The 15,612-nt window shown below is 71.8% G+C and carries 16 protein-coding genes and 1 pseudogene; 10 read left to right on the plus strand and 7 right to left on the minus strand.

Translation table 11 applies throughout. The annotated features are described in order from the left end of the window. Positions 1-5 precede the first annotated feature (5 nt). The 5 genes from BN1555_RS10990 (at position 6) to BN1555_RS11010 (ending at position 4,264) form a co-directional block, all read left to right on the plus strand. Complete coding sequence (locus tag BN1555_RS10990; RefSeq protein WP_093799209.1) at positions 6-1,001, plus strand: sensor histidine kinase; 996 nt, start codon at positions 6-8, stop codon at positions 999-1,001. Next, the gene (locus BN1555_RS10995; RefSeq protein ID WP_093799210.1) at positions 964-1,632 is read left to right on the plus strand and encodes a response regulator; all 669 of its coding nucleotides are present in this window, start codon (positions 964-966) and stop codon (positions 1,630-1,632) included. The genes BN1555_RS10990 and BN1555_RS10995 overlap by 38 nt, the downstream gene beginning before the upstream one ends. A 273-nt stretch (positions 1,633-1,905) precedes the next feature. Continuing rightward, complete coding sequence (locus tag BN1555_RS11000) at positions 1,906-2,703, plus strand: UbiA family prenyltransferase (protein WP_176710018.1); 798 nt, start codon at positions 1,906-1,908, stop codon at positions 2,701-2,703. Between the two features lie 83 nt (positions 2,704-2,786). Then, entirely contained in the window at positions 2,787-3,572 is a 786-nt protein-coding gene (locus BN1555_RS11005; RefSeq protein ID WP_176710019.1) for an AfsR/SARP family transcriptional regulator, read from the plus strand. Continuing rightward, positions 3,569-4,264 (plus strand): 4'-phosphopantetheinyl transferase family protein, encoded by a 696-nt coding sequence (locus BN1555_RS11010; RefSeq protein WP_093799213.1) that lies wholly within the window; start codon positions 3,569-3,571, stop codon positions 4,262-4,264. The genes BN1555_RS11005 and BN1555_RS11010 overlap by 4 nt, the downstream gene beginning before the upstream one ends. A gap of 102 nt (positions 4,265-4,366) precedes the next feature. On the opposite strand, the gene BN1555_RS41600 is transcribed toward BN1555_RS11010, so the two are convergent. The 6 genes and pseudogenes from BN1555_RS41600 to BN1555_RS11030 all read right to left on the minus strand — a co-directional run bounded on the left by BN1555_RS41600 (position 4,367) and on the right by BN1555_RS11030 (position 10,918). After that, positions 4,367-4,567 (minus strand): beta-propeller fold lactonase family protein, encoded by a 201-nt coding sequence (locus BN1555_RS41600; RefSeq protein WP_369689030.1) that lies wholly within the window; start codon positions 4,565-4,567, stop codon positions 4,367-4,369. Next, positions 4,552-5,553: pseudogene (locus BN1555_RS38475) on the minus strand (lactonase family protein); the annotation flags it as partial. The gene BN1555_RS41600 and the pseudogene BN1555_RS38475, both read right to left, overlap by 16 nt. Continuing rightward, the gene (locus BN1555_RS38480) at positions 5,550-6,326 is read right to left on the minus strand and encodes a hypothetical protein (RefSeq protein ID WP_141662837.1); all 777 of its coding nucleotides are present in this window, start codon (positions 6,324-6,326) and stop codon (positions 5,550-5,552) included. The pseudogene BN1555_RS38475 and the gene BN1555_RS38480, both read right to left, overlap by 4 nt. Positions 6,327-6,448: 122 nt before the next feature. Then, entirely contained in the window at positions 6,449-8,659 is a 2,211-nt protein-coding gene (locus tag BN1555_RS11020) for an MMPL family transporter (protein WP_093799215.1), read from the minus strand. 56 nt (positions 8,660-8,715) lie between these two features. Continuing rightward, entirely contained in the window at positions 8,716-10,152 is a 1,437-nt protein-coding gene (locus BN1555_RS11025; protein WP_255305987.1) for an MFS transporter, read from the minus strand. A gap of 124 nt (positions 10,153-10,276) precedes the next feature. Next, entirely contained in the window at positions 10,277-10,918 is a 642-nt protein-coding gene (locus BN1555_RS11030) for a DedA family protein (protein ID WP_093799217.1), read from the minus strand. A 266-nt stretch (positions 10,919-11,184) separates the two neighbouring features. On the opposite strand from BN1555_RS11030, the gene BN1555_RS11035 reads away from it, so the two are divergent. Then, positions 11,185-11,814, plus strand: coding sequence for a class I SAM-dependent methyltransferase (locus BN1555_RS11035; protein ID WP_093799218.1), 630 nt, complete (start codon positions 11,185-11,187; stop codon positions 11,812-11,814). An 87-nt stretch (positions 11,815-11,901) separates the two neighbouring features. Here the strand turns inward: BN1555_RS11035 and BN1555_RS11040 are convergent, their stop codons facing one another. Beyond that, positions 11,902-12,543, minus strand: a complete 642-nt coding sequence (locus tag BN1555_RS11040; protein WP_093799219.1) for a MerR family transcriptional regulator — start codon at positions 12,541-12,543, stop codon at positions 11,902-11,904. 144 nt (positions 12,544-12,687) lie between these two features. On the opposite strand from BN1555_RS11040, the gene BN1555_RS11045 reads away from it, so the two are divergent. From BN1555_RS11045 to BN1555_RS11060, 4 genes are read left to right on the plus strand one after another with little or no spacing between them, the layout of a single operon-like run. Further along, positions 12,688-13,680 carry an AfsA-related hotdog domain-containing protein gene (locus BN1555_RS11045; RefSeq protein ID WP_093799220.1) on the plus strand — a complete coding sequence of 331 codons (993 nt, stop codon included), beginning with the start codon at positions 12,688-12,690 and terminating at the stop codon, positions 13,678-13,680. Beyond that, the gene (locus BN1555_RS11050) at positions 13,677-14,378 is read left to right on the plus strand and encodes an HAD-IA family hydrolase (RefSeq protein ID WP_255305988.1); all 702 of its coding nucleotides are present in this window, start codon (positions 13,677-13,679) and stop codon (positions 14,376-14,378) included. The genes BN1555_RS11045 and BN1555_RS11050 overlap by 4 nt, the downstream gene beginning before the upstream one ends. 4 nt (positions 14,379-14,382) lie before the next feature. Beyond that, positions 14,383-15,087, plus strand: coding sequence for a 3-oxoacyl-ACP reductase FabG (gene fabG, locus BN1555_RS11055; protein ID WP_093799221.1), 705 nt, complete (start codon positions 14,383-14,385; stop codon positions 15,085-15,087). 35 nt (positions 15,088-15,122) lie between these two features. Continuing rightward, positions 15,123-15,566 carry an ester cyclase gene (locus BN1555_RS11060; RefSeq protein ID WP_093799222.1) on the plus strand — a complete coding sequence of 148 codons (444 nt, stop codon included), beginning with the start codon at positions 15,123-15,125 and terminating at the stop codon, positions 15,564-15,566. Positions 15,567-15,612 lie beyond the last annotated feature (46 nt).

The following is a 15,612-nucleotide window of genomic DNA, read 5'->3' on the forward strand; positions in this document are numbered from 1 at the left end:
TGGGAATGCACGCAGAGATCTGGCTGTCCTGCCGCGAGCAGGCCCGTCACATTCTCGCGGAATGCGCCCATGCACTGCGGCACGGAAACTCCGCACCGCTCAACCCCCAGTTGTCCAGGAAAACCCGCAAGCTGGGCGGGGCCCGGATATCCCAGGGGGTCACGCCGGTATATTCCGTGCGCGCGGGGTCTCTGTTCTTCAATCTCACACTGGGCTTCCTGGGGCGGCTCCTCGAAGGCAGCCCGGGCTCCGAGCACTACCTCATGAAGGCACTTCCCGCCCTCCAGACCGCCATCACCCGGCGGCTGGAGGAGGGTTCCACCGGGCAGGAGCTGTTCCTGCTGGACGTCGTACGCGACGCCGCCCAGCAGGGCCGGCACGGAATGGCCCGCGAGATCCACGACCGGATCGGCAGTTCGGCCAGCCTGGCCCTGCGCCAGCTGGAGCTCTACGAGCTCACCCAGAACTCCTCGCCGCCGACGGACGTCCGGCTCAGCAGCCTCAAGCAGGCCATCCTGGAGACGCTGTACACGACCCGGGACATCGTCACCGAGCTCCGCACCCGCAGCGACTCCACCCGGTCCCTCCAGGTCGCCCTCTCCGCCTTCGTGACCGCCATGGCGGTCGAAGAGCCCTCGGTGGAGATCCGGGTGACCGACCCCGACGACCTGCTGCCGTCCGCGCTCTGCGACGAGTTGTTCATCATGGTCCGCGAGTGCCTGCGCAACGCGCTGGCCCACGCGTCCGCCTCCCGCGTCACCATCGACGTGGAGGTCGACGCCCATCAGGCCCGCGCCGTGGTAGGGGACGACGGCATCGGCTTCTCGCCCGCGAAGCAGCGGGGGAACGGGCTGGCCTCGCTCCACGAGCGGGCGCTGCTGCTGGGCGGAGAGGTCACCATCACCAGTACACCGGGGGCCGGTACGGCCGTCATGCTTTCCGTCCCCATCACGGAGGAGAACCATGCAGACGACGGACCAGGACGCGGAACCGGCGACTGAGCCCATCCGCATCATCGCCGTGGACGATCACTCGCTCCTTCGCAGCGCGCTGTGCGAACTGATCAACACCGAGCCGGATCTCCATGTGGTGGCGGACGTGAACACCTCCAAGGGGCTCGGTGATCTGATCGAGCGGACGGGGGCGCAGGTGGTGCTGCTCGACGTGGAGATGCCCGACCACCACGCACCGAGCGTGGTGAGTGAATTGACGGAACGTTTCCCCGAGCTGCACGTTCTCATGCTGACCATGTACCACGAGGCGCAGCTCGTGCAGGAACTGATCGCCCGCGGCGCACGCGGATATCTGCACAAGAGCGTGCCGCGCGAGTCGCTGCTCTCCGCCATCCGCAACACGGCCACGTACGCCCCGAACATCACCATTGCCGTACCGCGCAGCGGAATATCAGAATCCGGTTTTGGCGAGGCGAGACAGACGCTCTCGCCCCGGGAGCGCGAAGTCATCACCCACGCGGCGGCGGCCCTGAGCAACCGCCAGATTTCCAACAAGCTGCATATTACCGAAGGCACTGTCAAGCGCCACCTCCGGAACATCTTCGAGAAACTTGGCGCCGTTTCCCGTATCGACGCCGTGAACAAAGCCATCGAAGCCCAGCTGATCAGAAGACCCTGACCACCCGCCCGCCGGTCCGGCGGAATACTGACGGGCATACATCTAAGGGAGTACGCCTGCTGTTCCCTGGTGGTCTGTGCCGCCGCCGAGGTTCGGCCTAAATTCGTCGGCATGCCGACAGCGACGTACGCGAGGCCCCAGAGTTCCAGTACCCCCATGTACTCGAGCTATTCGCGTAACACGAAATCTACGAGATTCCATCGCACACGCCTTCTGCTGTTCTGTCTGCAGGAATGCCGGCCCGCCGTCCTGACCATTTTTCTCGTTCGTTTCGTGGTGGCGGGCACGGCCGGCCTGCCCTCGGTCGCGGCGGCACCCTCCACCCTGGTGCTCGGCTCGCTGGTGTGGCTGGCCTCGGTCGCCTTCACCTACCTCTACAACGGGGTGACGGACATCGGGGAGGACCGCGCCAACGGCTCCCGCCGCCCCATCGCCCGCGGCGACCTGCCCGTCATCCAGGCTCGGCGCATCGCCTGGGCGCTGGCCGCCTTCGCCCTGGCCGGCGCCGCCTCGCTCGGACACGTCATGTTCGCCGTCACCCTCTGCATGATCGCGCTCGGGTACGCCTACTCGGCCCCCGGACTCTCCCTCAAGAGCCGGACCCCGGACACCATCGCGGTGGTCGTCGCCAGCGGCGCCCTCACCTACTTCGCGGGATGGCTCGCCGGAGCCGCTCCGCTCACGGCCCACCTGGTCGTACTCGCCGTCGCGATGACACTGTGGATGGGCCTGGTCGGTGCCGTGGCGAAGGACTTCTCCGACGCCCGGGGCGACGCCAAGCACGGCCGGCGCAACTGGACCGTGCTGTGGGGCGGCCGCGTCACCGCGGTCATCGTCTCGGTCAGCGCCGTCACCATCGGGGCCGGCCTCCTGGCCTGCGCCGTGGCTCTCGCGCTGCCCGAGCTGCTGACCCCCGCAGCCGTCGTGCTGGCCGGTGCGCTGGTCCTGGCCGGCGCGGCGCTCACCGCACGGCCCGGCGACTCGCGCTCCCGCAGGCGTCTGCCGTACCAAGTCTTCATGATCACGCAGCATGCGACGCATCTCGTCACACTCGCCCAGCCGGTCTCCTGAAACCGCCCGAGAACTCCCGGAACCGACTGGAGACGCCTGGAGCCGACTGGGCCCACACCGCAGAAGCAGAACGGGGATTCATGATGAGCGACATCAGTGGAGTCAAGGCCGGTTTCCGAATACTGGGGCCCCTGGAGGGGTTCAGTGGCTCCGCGGTCCACCGGCCCCGCGGTCCCAAGGTCCGCAACCTGCTCGCCCTGCTCGCCGTGCGCGCGCACGACATCGTCGAAGTGGACACGCTCGTCGAGGAGCTGTGGGACGGCTCGCCGCCGTCCACCGCCGTCAGCACCGTGCGTACCCACGTGTACCACCTGCGCCAGGAACTGGAGCGCGAGCTGGGCGTCGAGGCCATGCGCGGTGTCATCGCCACCGAGGCCACCGGCTACTCGCTGCGCCCGGCGCCCGGCCAGCTCGACCTCGACGCCTTCACCCGGCTGTACGGGCAGGGGCGCGCCGAGATGCGCGCCGGGAACCGCGAGACCGCCCTGGAGCGGTTCGACGCGGCGCTCGGCCTGTGGCGCGGCCGCACCCTCGCCGATGTGACGCAGGGCCGGGTGCTCGCCGGGCATGCCGCCAGGATCGAGGAACTGCGGGTGCGCGCACAGGAGTTGCGCATAGAAGCGGCGATGGGCCTGGGCCGCCACCGGGAGCTGGTGCCCGAGCTGCGCCGGCTGGTCGCCACGCATCCGCTCAACGAGTGGATGCACGCCAGGCTCATCGACGCCCTGCACCGCTCGGGGCGCCGCGGCGACGCGCTCCGCGCGTTCCACGACGTACGGGCCGTACTGGACCGGGAGCTGGGCCTGGAGCCCTCCGAGGACCTGCGGCAGCTTCAGCATCACATCCTGGCAGGTGGTTCAGCAGCATGAGCACGGCCGTCATCAGCATCTGGACGGTGCGCAGCGATCGGGGCACGGCGTCTCCGGAGGAGGAGTACGCCGTCCTCGATGCGGCGGAGCGCGAGCGGATGTCCCGGTTGCGGCGCGAGCGGGACCGGGCGCGGTACCGCACCGTCCACCACGCGTTTCGCGTGATCGTCGGGCAGCGGCTCGGGGTCGCGCCCCGGGAGGTGGGCTTCCGCCGCCACTGCGCGCACTGCGACGAGGACGGGCACGGCAAACCGGTGCCTCACGGGCCGGACGGGACGGTGCTCTCCGCGAGCCTGTCGCACTCCGGCCGGTACGCCCTGATCGCGGTCTGCGACTCCCCGCAGGTGCCGGTCGGCGTCGACATCGAGCGCATCCGGCCGCACATGGACTGGACCGCGATCCCGTGCGTGTCGGGCGGCCGCAGGACCCACGGCTTCGAGCAGTGGACCCGGGCCGAGGCCCTGGTCAAGGCGGCCGGCACGGGGCTCAGCCGCACTCCTCCCCACTACACCGGCCAGTCCTTCGGCTCCTGGCGCGCGGCGCGGGTGCCGGGCTCGGGGCGCGAGTGGTTCGTACGGAGCGTACGCAGCCCCGACGGGTACGCGGCGTCGGTGGCCGGCTCGAGCCCGGAGACGCGCGTGAGCGTGGCCGACTGGAGGGGGCCCGCCCAGGCCGGGCCGGTGAAACGCTGACCTTCGAACGCCGGCCCTCGGCGGAAGTGCGGAAGTACGGGCGGCGGCCCCGGGGTTCACCCCGGGGCCGCCGCCCGTACTTCCGCCGGTTCCCGCGCCCCGTCAGAGGAGCAGTACGCACGAGGGGCTCGCCACCTCCAGGGGCGGCCCCAGCGGGCGCAGCCGACCGCTGGACGGATCGAGGCGGAACTGGCTGACCGACTGGCCCGCCTGGTTCGCCGCGTAGACGAAGCGGTCCGAGAGGTCCAGCGCGATGTCGCGCGGCCAGCGGGTGCCGGGGCCTTGGCCGTGACCGGCTGCGATTCGAGCAGGGTGAGCGTGCGGCCGGCGCCGCCGACCCGGAAGGCCTCCACCGTGTCGAGGCCGCGGTCGGTGGTGACCAGCAGCCCGGCGTCGCGGGTGAGGTGCAGCGCGGAGGGCGCGTTGCGCGGATCGAGGCCGAGCGGGGCGACCGAGGCGTGCGAGACGGGGCGCAGCCTTCCGGTGTCCTGCTCGTAGGTCAGGACGGTGACCGAGTGGCCGAGCTCGTTGGTGACGTACGCGAGCCGCCCCGAGGGGTGGAAGACGAGGTGGCGGGGGCCGGTGCGGCGGCCGACGAGCGTCCGGTGGGCGAGCGTCAGCCGGCCGGTGCGGGCGTCGAAGTCGTAGACGTGGATGTGGTCGTCGCCCTTGTCGGGCACGAGCACCCGGCTGCCCGCCGGGTCGAAGGCGATCATGTGCGGGTGGGGGCCGCGCTGTTCCACGGGGTGCGGGCCGCTGCCCCGGTGGCGTACCACGTGGACAGCTTCGCCGAGCTCGCCGCCCGCGCCCAGCGGAAGGACCGCGAGGTGCCCGGAGTCGTAGTTGGCGGTGAGCAGGAAGCGCCCCGCCGGGTGGACGGCGAGATGGACCGGGGCCGCGCCGCGGCTGGAGCGGGGGCGGCCGAGCGGGACGAGCCGGCCGGCGTCGATCCGGTAGGCGTGGATCGCGCCGGCGGCCCCGCCGGGGAGCTGGCTGACCGCGTACAGCACACGGCGGTCCGGGGAGAGCGTGAGGAAGGAGGGGTTCTCGATCCCCCGCCGCCAGCCGGTGAGTTCCAGCCGGCCGTCCGCGCCGACGGCCGCGATCCCGATGCCGGGGAGACCGGGCAGGCCGTACTCGCCGATGGTGAACCCCCCGATGTACGCCCGCCGGGCCCTCGGTCGCGGGTCACTGCCGGCGGCGGCGCTCGCGCCGGTCCAGCCGAGGGCGGCCAGGCCTCCGGCCGCGCCCATGGAAAGGACGCGGCGTCTGCTGTACGGCGAATTCATATGGACGCTCCGAAGACGAGTCCCGGCGAGAACAGGACGGCGAGTCCGCCGGCGCCCAGCGCGAGCAGCACCTGCCACCCGCCGCGCAGCCGGCGGACGCGGTGGCTGCGCCGGGCCAGGGCCAGCACCGCGGCGCCCGCTGCCCAGGCGGGCAGCGCGAGGCGCAGCGAGAGCTCGCCGGTGAACAGCAGCCCGGCGCGCGGGCTGACGCACTCGGTGGCCGTGCACACCGCGCCGTGGACCGGCGAGGCCCCCGCGAGGCCCGCCGTCAGGGCGGTCAGGGGCACGACGGCCCCGAGGAGGGTGAGCCATACGTACGGAGCGAGTCCGGTACCGCGCCGGGGCCGCCGGCCGGTGAGGGCGAGCGCGGCGAGGGCGGGCACCCAGCCGAGCGCGACCCCGAAGAGACCGGCGTGCGCGGCCTCGGCGAGCGCGTTCCAGACCGTCTCCGGCCGGAGGGGTTCCAGCACCAGCACCAGCAGGCCGGCGGCGGCGGCGAGTCCGGCGGCCGTATGGGCCCAGGTACGGGCGAAGGAGGGGGCGCCGGCCCGCGCGATCAGGACACCGGCGATCGTGAGCAGCAGCACGGGCGGGCCCGCGGTCACCCCCCAGGGCAGCGGGAACCACGACGCGCCGGCCCCGAGGGGACTGGACCAGGCCCCCCAGTCCCCGAAGAGGGCGGCCAGTACGGCGATGACGCCGGCGGCGACGGCCCCGGCGGCTCCGGAGTCCTGCACCGCGGCGGACTCCGCCCCGTCTCCGTCTCCGGCCACGGCGGGCGCGGGGCCGGAGACGGCGGGCGCCGGCCCGGCCCCGGGCTTCCGGGGCCGGGGGCGTCCGGGGCCCGGCACGGTGGCCGTGGGCCCGGACGCCCGGGAATCGGGGCGGAGCGGGATCATCGCAGGGCTCCGGCCCTGGAGTCGGCGGACCGGTCGGCCTGCGGCGCCAGGGGGGCCGGGTCCGATTCGCGGATGCCGTACTTGGACCACCAGCGGGCCAGCGGCGCCGGGGCCCACCAGGCCCACTTGCCCATCAGCGCCATCGTGGCCGGCACCAGCAGGGCCCGTACGATCGTGGCGTCGACGATCACCGCGATCACCAGGCCCACGCCGATCATCTTCATGAAGAGGATCGACGAGGTCATGAAGCCGCCGACCACCACGACCAGCAGGAGCGCCGCGCTCGTGATGATCTTCGCGGTGCGCTGGACGCCCAGGGCGACCGACTCGACCGGGTCGCCGCTGACCTCCCATTCCTCGCGGACCCGGGAGAGCAGGAACACCTCGTAGTCCATGGCGAGGCCGAAGGCGATCGCGATGATCAGCACCGGGAAGTTGGCGTCCACCGCGCCGATGGCCTCGAAGCCGAGGAGCCCGGACAGGTTCCCGTCCTGGAAGATCCACTTGATCGCGCCGAAGGCGGCGAGCAGCGACAGCAGGTTCAGGATCACGGACTTGAGCGGCAGGAGCAGCGAGCCGAAGGCCAGGAAGAGGACCAGGAAGGAGACGACGGCCACGAACAGGGCCATCCAGGGCAGGCGTTCGCCGATCATGGCGACGATGTCGACGCGGGACGCGGGCATGCCGGTGACCTGGGCCGTGGTGGCGCCTTCGGGCGGCGCGACCGCCCGTACGTCACGGACCATGTCGTTCGACTGCGCCGACATGGGGTCGGGCGTGTAGCGCAGGGTGACGCGCGCGTCGTTGCCCTCGACCGCGGTGGTGCGCGCCTCGGAGATGCCGTCGACGGCGGCCAGCTTCTGCGCGTACGCGTCGATTCCGTCGCGCTGCGGCTGCGCGGGGCCGTCGAAGCGTACGACCGCGGTCATGATCTGGGCGGGGTTGACGTCGAAGTCCTGGCTCAGCTGCTTGCTCACCACCTTCGCGTCGGCGTTGGACGGCAGCACCCACTCCCCCGGACGCGCCCAGTTGACGCCGAGCAGCGGGGCGCCGAGGCCGACGAGGACGGCGACGATCGCGAGCGTGGACAGCAGCGGCTTGCGCATCACGGCGTGGGCGGTGCGGTACCAGCGGCCCTGCGTCTCGGCCACGGGGGCCCGGCGGCGGCCGCCGGGCAGCGGGATGCGCCACTTGTCGATGCGGTGGCCGGTGTAGCGCAGCAGGGCGGGCAGGAGGGTGAGCGAGCCGACGACCGCGAAGGCGACCACGGCCACGGCCGCGTACCCCATGGAGCTGAGGAAGCGGGACGGGAACAGCGCCAGGCCCGCGAAGGAGATGGCGACGGCGAGGCCGGAGAAGGCGACGGTGCGGCCGGCGGTGGCGGTGGCGCGGTGCACGGCGGTGTCCACGTCGGCGCCCGCGTGCAGTTCCTCGCGGTAGCGGTTGACCAGGAAGAGCGCGTAGTCGATGGCCAGGCCCAGGCCGAGGATGGTGATGACGTTGATGACGGTGCTGGAGATCTCGGTGAACATCGTCAGGACACGCAGCACGACGAAGGAGCCCAGGGCGACGAACGTACCGACGGCGAGCGGCAGCAGCGCCGCCACCGCGCTGCGGAAGATGAGGACGAGCAGCACCAGCAGGATCGGCACGGAGAGCATCTCGGCCCGTGCGATGTCCGAGCCGGTGAGGGAGTTGACCTGCTCGGTCATGGCGGCGACACCGCCGTAACGGACCGTCACGCCCGGTACTTCGAAGGACTCCTTGATCTCGGCGAGCGACTCGACCTGCTCCTGGTCCACGTCCGAGGTGAACTGCACGGTGGCGTACGTCGCGTGCCGGTCCTCGGAGACGTACGCGGCCTTGTCCTGCGAGCCGGGCTCCCAGAACGAGTTCAGCCGCTCGATGTCCTCGCGCGGCACGCCGGCGAGCGCTTTGCTCACACCGTCGGAGAAGGCGGGGTCGTCGACGGTGCGGTCCTTGTCCTCGTACAGGACGATCAGGTCGTTCGACTCCCGGCCGAGCGGTCCGTCGAGCACCTTGTCGGCGGCGACGGACTCGCTGGCCGGGTCGTCGAAGCCGGCACCGCCGGTGAAGGAACCGAACACACCGGTTCCCCATACGCCGGCGAACAGCGTGAAGACCACTGCCGCGACGACGACCCATTTACGGCGTCGCGCGGTGAACTTGCCAAGGGCGGCAAACATTTCTTTCCTCCGTTGGTACGAGACGGCTCGGCGCGCGGGGGGCGCCGCTCGTCCGGTCATTCGGCGGCCGCGAGCTCGGCGCTGCGAGACCGCGGTCCGGGGGGCGGGTCTCCCGCCGCGGGCTTCTGCCGCGGGCGGCGGATCAGCAGCGCGGCGACAGCGCCGAGCGCGACCACGAGGGCGCCGAACCACAGGGCGGGTTGCAGGCCGGCGGTGAACGCGGCCGCTCCGGCCTGCGGTCCGTCCGCCGCGTGGCCGGCCGAGCCGTGGGTGAACACCGTCGTCAGTACGGCGATGCCGAGCGCTCCGCCGAACTCCCGGACGGTGTTGTTCACACCGGACGCCGTGTTGTGCTCGCTCTCTTCCACGGAGGCGATCACGGTGGCGGGGTTGGCGGCGAAGACCAGGCCCATGCCGACGCCCGCCAGCACCATGGGGATCACCATCGCCGCGTACGGCAGCCCGGGGCTGAGGACCAGCGCGAACCAGGCCAGGCCGACGGCCTGCAGACCGCAGCCCAGCGCCTGGAGGACTCCGCCGCCGACCCGGTCCACCAGCAGGCTCGCCAGGGGCACCACCGCCATGGGCGCCGCGGTCCAGGGCAGGGTGCGCAGGCCGGCCTCGAAGGGCGAGTAGCCCATCGGGCCCTGCATGAACTGCGCGAGGAAGAAGATGGAGCCGAAGACTCCGAAGTACATGGCCAGGGAAACCGCGTTGCTGAGCAGGAAGGCGGGGAGCCGGTACATGCGCAGCGGCACGAGCGGGCGGCTCGTGCGGCGCTCCCAGGCGACGAAGCCGGCCAGCAGCGCGGCGGCGGCCACCAGGCCGAGCAGGGCGCCCGGGCGGCTCCAGCCGTGCTCCGCGGCCTGTACGACGCCCCATACGGCGGCGACCACGGCCCCGGCGACGAGCGTCATCCCGGGGACGTCGAGGTGGCGTTGGGCGCCCCGGCTCTCCTTGAGGGCCCAGAGCGCCAGCGGAACGGCGACCACACCCACCGGGACGTTGATCCAGAAGATCCAGCTCCAGTCCAGACCCTCCGTCACGAGGCCGCCGGCCAGCGGGCCGAACGCGATGCCGAGTCCGTTGACCCCGCCCCAGACCCCCACCGCCAGGTTGCGCCGTTTCTCCGTGACGGCGGCCACCGCCAGCGTCAGCGAGACCGGCAGGATCATGGCTGCGCCCGCGCCCTGCGCCACCCGCGCGGCGACCAGCGCACCGATGGAGCCCGCGAGGGCGCAGGCGGCGGAGGCGGCGGTGAACAGCACGATGCCCCAGACGAACACCCGGCGGCGGCCGATGCGGTCGCCCAGCGCGGCGCCGGCCAGCAGCAGGCCCGCGAAAGGCAGCACATAGCCGTTCACGACCCATTGGAGCTCGGGCTGGGTGGTGCGGAGATCACGGGCGATGTCCACCAGCGCGTTGGTGACGACGAGGTTGTCGAGCGACACCATGAACATGGGGACCGATGTGGCCAGGAGTGCCCACAGCACCGCTGAATTCTTGTGCGACACGTCAGCCTCAAGCTTCCTTTTCTCAGCAGAGCGACTCGGCAGAGCGGCAATGCGAGCATTTCAGGGGCGAAGAGAGAGGGATATTCACGCGAGGTGGAATCCCTCATGTCTCTTTGGAGACAGAAGCGTTCGCGGCGGCGGGCACCGCGGTACGCCGCTGGGCGAGCCAGGCGACCGCGCCCACCGCCAGCGAGAGCCCGAGCCCGAGGGCGACCGAGACGACCGGGTCGTCGCTCATCGCGCCGCCGAAGTAGCCGACGCCCACCGAGTACGCCGCCCAGACCGCCTCCGCCAGGGCCGCGCCGATCGCGAACTTGTGGGCGGGATAACCCGCGGCGCCCGCCGCGAGGCCGCCGAGCAGCCGTCCGCTCGGCAGGAAGCGCACGCCGACCACGAACGGGATGCCGCCGCGCTGTATGCGCCCGGAGGCCCAGTCGAAGAGCTCGCCCTGGCGCTTGCGGGAGGCCATGCGGCGGCGCACCGATCCCCCCGCCGACCAGCCGAAACGGTGGATCAGGAGGTCGCCGAGCAGGGCGCTGCCGGCCACCGAGAGGAGCACCAGGGTCAGTGACATCTCGCCCCGGGCGGCGAGCATCCCGCCGGTGACCAGGAGCGCGGCGTTGGGCAGCAGCGGCGGCAGCGTCGTGATCGCGAGGATCGCGTACGCCCAGCAGGCCGCTCCCGCCATGCGGGCCGTCAGTCCGGAAGTGACGTCGATCCATGCCACGAGCGATGCGAAGTCCATGGTCAGCCCCTCATGCCGCCGCTTACGGAGGCCCTCAAGTCGGGTGGCGCAATGCTCCTTTGGAAACATCTGCCGGATCGTTGGTGGGTCATGACCCCTGGTCACGGGCCCACTAGCGTCGGTGTCGCGGTCCGGAGGGCGCGGGTACCGGCAACTCCTCAACAACCATAACTTACGCTATCGATAGTTGCACTATCACTTTCGGCGCAGCACCACGGTGCCGCCGTGCGCACCGAGGGGTGCGGCCCCATGACGCAGGAGAGGCCATGACGGACGTGACGCTGTTCTTCCGGGAGTTCGCCCGGACCCGCCGGGACACCGGGGCCATCGCCCCCAGCAGCCCACTGCTCGCCAGAGCCCTGACCCGCTACGTGGTGCCCTCCGCCGCCCGGCCGCGCGCGGTACTCGAGGTGGGCCCGGGGACGGGCGCCGTGACCAAGCACATCGCCGCCTCGCTCGGCCGGCTGGACACCCTCGACCTCGTCGAGGCGAACCCGCGCTTCGCCGCCCTGCTGGCCCGCACCTACCGCCACGAGGAGCGGCTGCGGCTGCTGACCGGCCTGGTGCAGGAGCACGAGCTCGGCTCGTACGACACGATCGTGTGCGGCCTGCCGTTCGCCAACTTCGACGCGGCGACCGCGCAGGACATCTTCGACCGGCTGATCGGCGCCCTGCGCCCCGGCGGCACCCTGTCGTTCTTCGCCTACGCCGGGGTGCCGCCGCTGCGCAGGGCCTTCACCCGGGGCGCGGCGCGCGAACGGACGCTCGCGGTGCAGGCCGTGGTGGGCCGGACGCTGCGCGACCACGCCTTCCGCACCGAGACGGTGCTGGGCAACCTGCCGCCGGCCCGGGTGCACCACCTGGCGCCGCTGGGCAGCACGGCGTACATCGGCTGACTCCCGCGCCGTCCGCCGGCGGACGGCAGGCGGCGGCGGGCGGACCGGGCGGCAGGCGGGCGGACCGGCCGGGGTTCCGGCCGCGGGTCAGGCGGAGTGCGGCCGCTGCTGCACCCGCTGGGAAGCGTCCTCCTGGGCGATCCTGCGCAGGGCCGCCATCGCGGCGTCGCCCAGGACCGTACCCAGCACCGCGCTCTCCACCTTGCCGTCGGTGCTGGGCACCTGCGCCAGGACGGCCAGCTCGGCGGTGGCCAGCTCGGCGGCCGCCTCGGCGTACCCGTCGAGCAGGGTCAGCAGATCGCCCCGGTCGAGGTCCCGATACGTCAGCACGATCTGGACCAGCGCCTTCCATCCCGGGTTGTCCGGCTTCGTCGCCCAACCGTGGCGCCGTACCAGGTCGGCGACCTCACGCTCCGCCCGCTCCCACTCCTCCTCGGTGCCGCGGTCCGTCGTGATCCTGGTGACCGCGGACTGGGCGGCGCCGAGCATGCCGTGGACCGTGCGGGCCGGGGAGTCGACCTCGGCGAGCACCTCGCGGGCGGCCACGATGGACAGGCCGCCGACCTCCAGCATCGCGCGGACGAGCTTCAGCCTGCGCACGTGCGCGTCGGCGTACTGCACCTGGTTCGGGCTGGTGCGCTCACCGGCAGGCAGCAGCCCCTCCCGCAGGTAGTACTTGATGGTCGGAACCGGAATTCCGGTGCGCCGCGCCAGCTCTCCTATACGCATCCCCCGAGCATAACCGGACCCGCAACCCGCCCGGCCCCCTCGGGAATTCCCTCTCTTTTATCGCGCTTGAATTCGCGCTCGACCCCGGCTTCATCCGGCGCTGCGAGGCTCTGCGTACCGGTACCCGATTCCAAAGGAACAGGTATGACAACACAAACGGCCCCGGAGATTCCTTCGGCACCCGTCGAGCTCAGTTACGGACGCACCGTCGACCGCTCGCTGGTGCACCGGGCCGCGGTGTCCGAGGTCTTCGTCACGGACATCCTCCCGCTGGCCTTCAAGAAGGTGCGCGCAGCGGTGCAGCTACCGCTCATCCACGGCTACTACAGCGACCACCTGCAGCGGCCCGCCCTGTACGACGCCCTGCTGCTGCTGGAATCGGGACGGCAGGCGGCCATCGCCGGTTCACACACCCACATCGGCCTCTCCGAGGGCACCACGATGATCGTCGACTCCTTCCGGCTGTCCCTGTCCGGGCTCAAGGAGCTGCTGATCGGGCCCGAGCCCGGCCGGCTGCGCATCGACACCGACTACATCGGCCGGCCCACCCGGCGCGGCCGCTACCGCAAGGGCAAGGTCGCCCAGCGCTTCTACATCGGGGACGCCGAGGTGGGGGAGCACGAGATGGACGTGCTCTTCATCAACCAGCACGAGAACGAGGTGCTCCGGCACGCCCAGCGCGGCACGCCGGCCCCCCTCACCTCCGACTTCCCCGACCAGGGGCCGGGCGCCGACGGCTCCCGGCAGGTCGAACCGGCCCGGGTGGGCCGCGGCAACCCGCTCAACGTCGTGCTGTCACACGCCGAGAGCTCCCCCGCCGAAGTGGCCGCCCAGGTCACCCCGTGGTTCACCAACCGGGGGCTGTTCGACCACGTCTACGACCACCTGCCGGCCATGACCCTCGTCGAAGCCGCCCGGCAGCTGTCGTTCCTGGCGGTGGACGAGTCGCTGTCGACGTACGCCGTCGGCTTCGAGGCCCGGTTCTCCCGCTTCGCCGAACTGGACGAGACGGTACGGGCCTCCGCGCCCCGGCCGTGCCTCGACGGCGGCCGCGGCGAAGTGCCGGTCCGCTTCCTCCAGGGCGACGCCGAGATCGCCCGGGTGACCGTGACCCTCGCCTCCGGGAGTGAGCTGTGAGCACCGAACGCCTGGCCGTCTGGACCGACTTCGGCGGCGTACTGACCCCGTCCATCGCCCACACCATGGGCACCTTCTGCGCCGGCCAGGGCCTCGACCCCGCGGTGCTCCAGCAGGCGCTGGGGAAGGTGACGGCCCGGTACGGCACCACCGACATCATGGAGCCGATCGACACCCCCCTCGTGAGCGAGGAGGAGTGGCTCGGCCAGGTCTCCGACGTGCTCGCGGCCGATCACGGCGTGCACGGCGTGCGGCTGACGACCCTCGCCGACGCCTGGTTCGACGGCCGCGAGACGAACCTCGCCTGGGTCGCGGAGCTGCGCAAGGCGCGCGAGCGCGGCGCCTTCGTCGGGATGCTCTCCAACATGGTGCCGACCTGGGACGCGCACTGGCGCCGCATGGTCGACCCGGACGAGCTCTTCGACGACGTACTCCTGTCCTTCGAGGTCGGCCACCGCAAGCCGTCGCCCGGCATGTTCGCGCTCGCCGCCGAACGGGCGGGGGTGCCGGCCGAGCGCTGCGTGCTCGTCGACGACCTCGCGCACAACTGCGCGGGAGCCGAGGCGGCCGGCTGGACCGCCGTCCACTTCACCGAAACCGCGGCGGCGGCGGAGCGGCTCGACGAGCTGCTGTCGGCCGCGGACACCTCACACGCCTCAGCAGCCACAGCTGCCTCGCAAGCCGCAGAAGGGAACTGATTCCGTGAGCCGTTCCGTGCTCATCACCGGCGGGAACCGGGGCATCGGCCTCGCCACCGCCCGCGTTTTCGCCGCCCAGGGCGACAAGGTCACCGTGACCTACCGCACGGGTGAGCCGCCCGAGGGGCTGTTCGGCGTGCGCTGCGACGTGACGGACCCCGACTCCGTCCGCCGCGCCGTCGACGAGGCCCGCGGCCAGCACGGCCCCGTCCAGGTGCTGGTCTCCAACGCCGGGATCACCCGCGACCAGTTGCTGGTCGGCATGGAGGACGACGACTTCCGCAGCGTCATCGAGACCAACCTGATGTCCGCCGTCACGGTGGCCAAGGAGGCCGTCCCGGACATGCTCAAGGCCCGCTGGGGCCGCGTGGTGTTCATGACGTCGATGAGCGCGCTGGCCGGCGCCCCCGGCCAGACCAACTACGCGGCGTCCAAGGCCGGTCTGATCGGCTTCGGCCGCTCGCTCGCCCGTGAGGTGGGCAAGCGGAACGTCACGGTCAACATGGTCTCGCCCGGCCTGATCGAGACCGACATGGTCAAGGACGTCACCGACGCCCGCCGCGAGCACGTCCTCGGCCAGACCTCCCTGTTCCGGGCCGGCCGGCCCGACGAGGTCGCCCACGTCGTGCGCTTCCTCGCCAGCGAGGAGGCGTCGTACGTCACCGCCGGGATCATCCCGGTCACCGGCGGTCTCGGCGTCGGCCACTGATACCCCCGCACCACCCCTCCCAAGGAAGGAAACCCATGTCCAACGCCACCGTGCTGGAGATCGCCCAGCAGATGGGCAAGATCTTCAACGACCTGGACGAGAAGGTCGCCCACGAGCTCGTCGCCCCGGACTTCGTCGACTACGAGGCCCCGCCCGGCACCCCCGGCGGCCCCGGCGGCTACCTCGGCACCGCCCGCTGGATGAACAGCGTGTTCTCCGAGGCCGCCTGGGACCACATCGACAGCTTCGCGGACGGCGACAAGGCCGTCATCCGGGTCCGGTTCACCGGCATCCACACCGGCAACTTCCTCGGCTTCGAGGGCACCGGCAACAAGGTGGACGTCGAGCACATCCACATCTACCGCGTCGGTGACGACGGCCTCGTCCACGAGCACTGGGCCTGCCGTCAGGACCTGTTCCTGCTCGCGCAGATCGGCGCCGTCGAGCTGAAGCTGCCGCCCGCCGGCACCCAGGCCTGACCGGCCCCGCGCCACGGAGCACCACGGAGAAGACCGCCGGCCCCCT

The organism is Streptomyces sp. Wb2n-11 (genome assembly GCF_001049855.1).
Lineage (GTDB): Bacteria > Actinomycetota > Actinomycetes > Streptomycetales > Streptomycetaceae > Streptomyces > Streptomyces altiplanensis.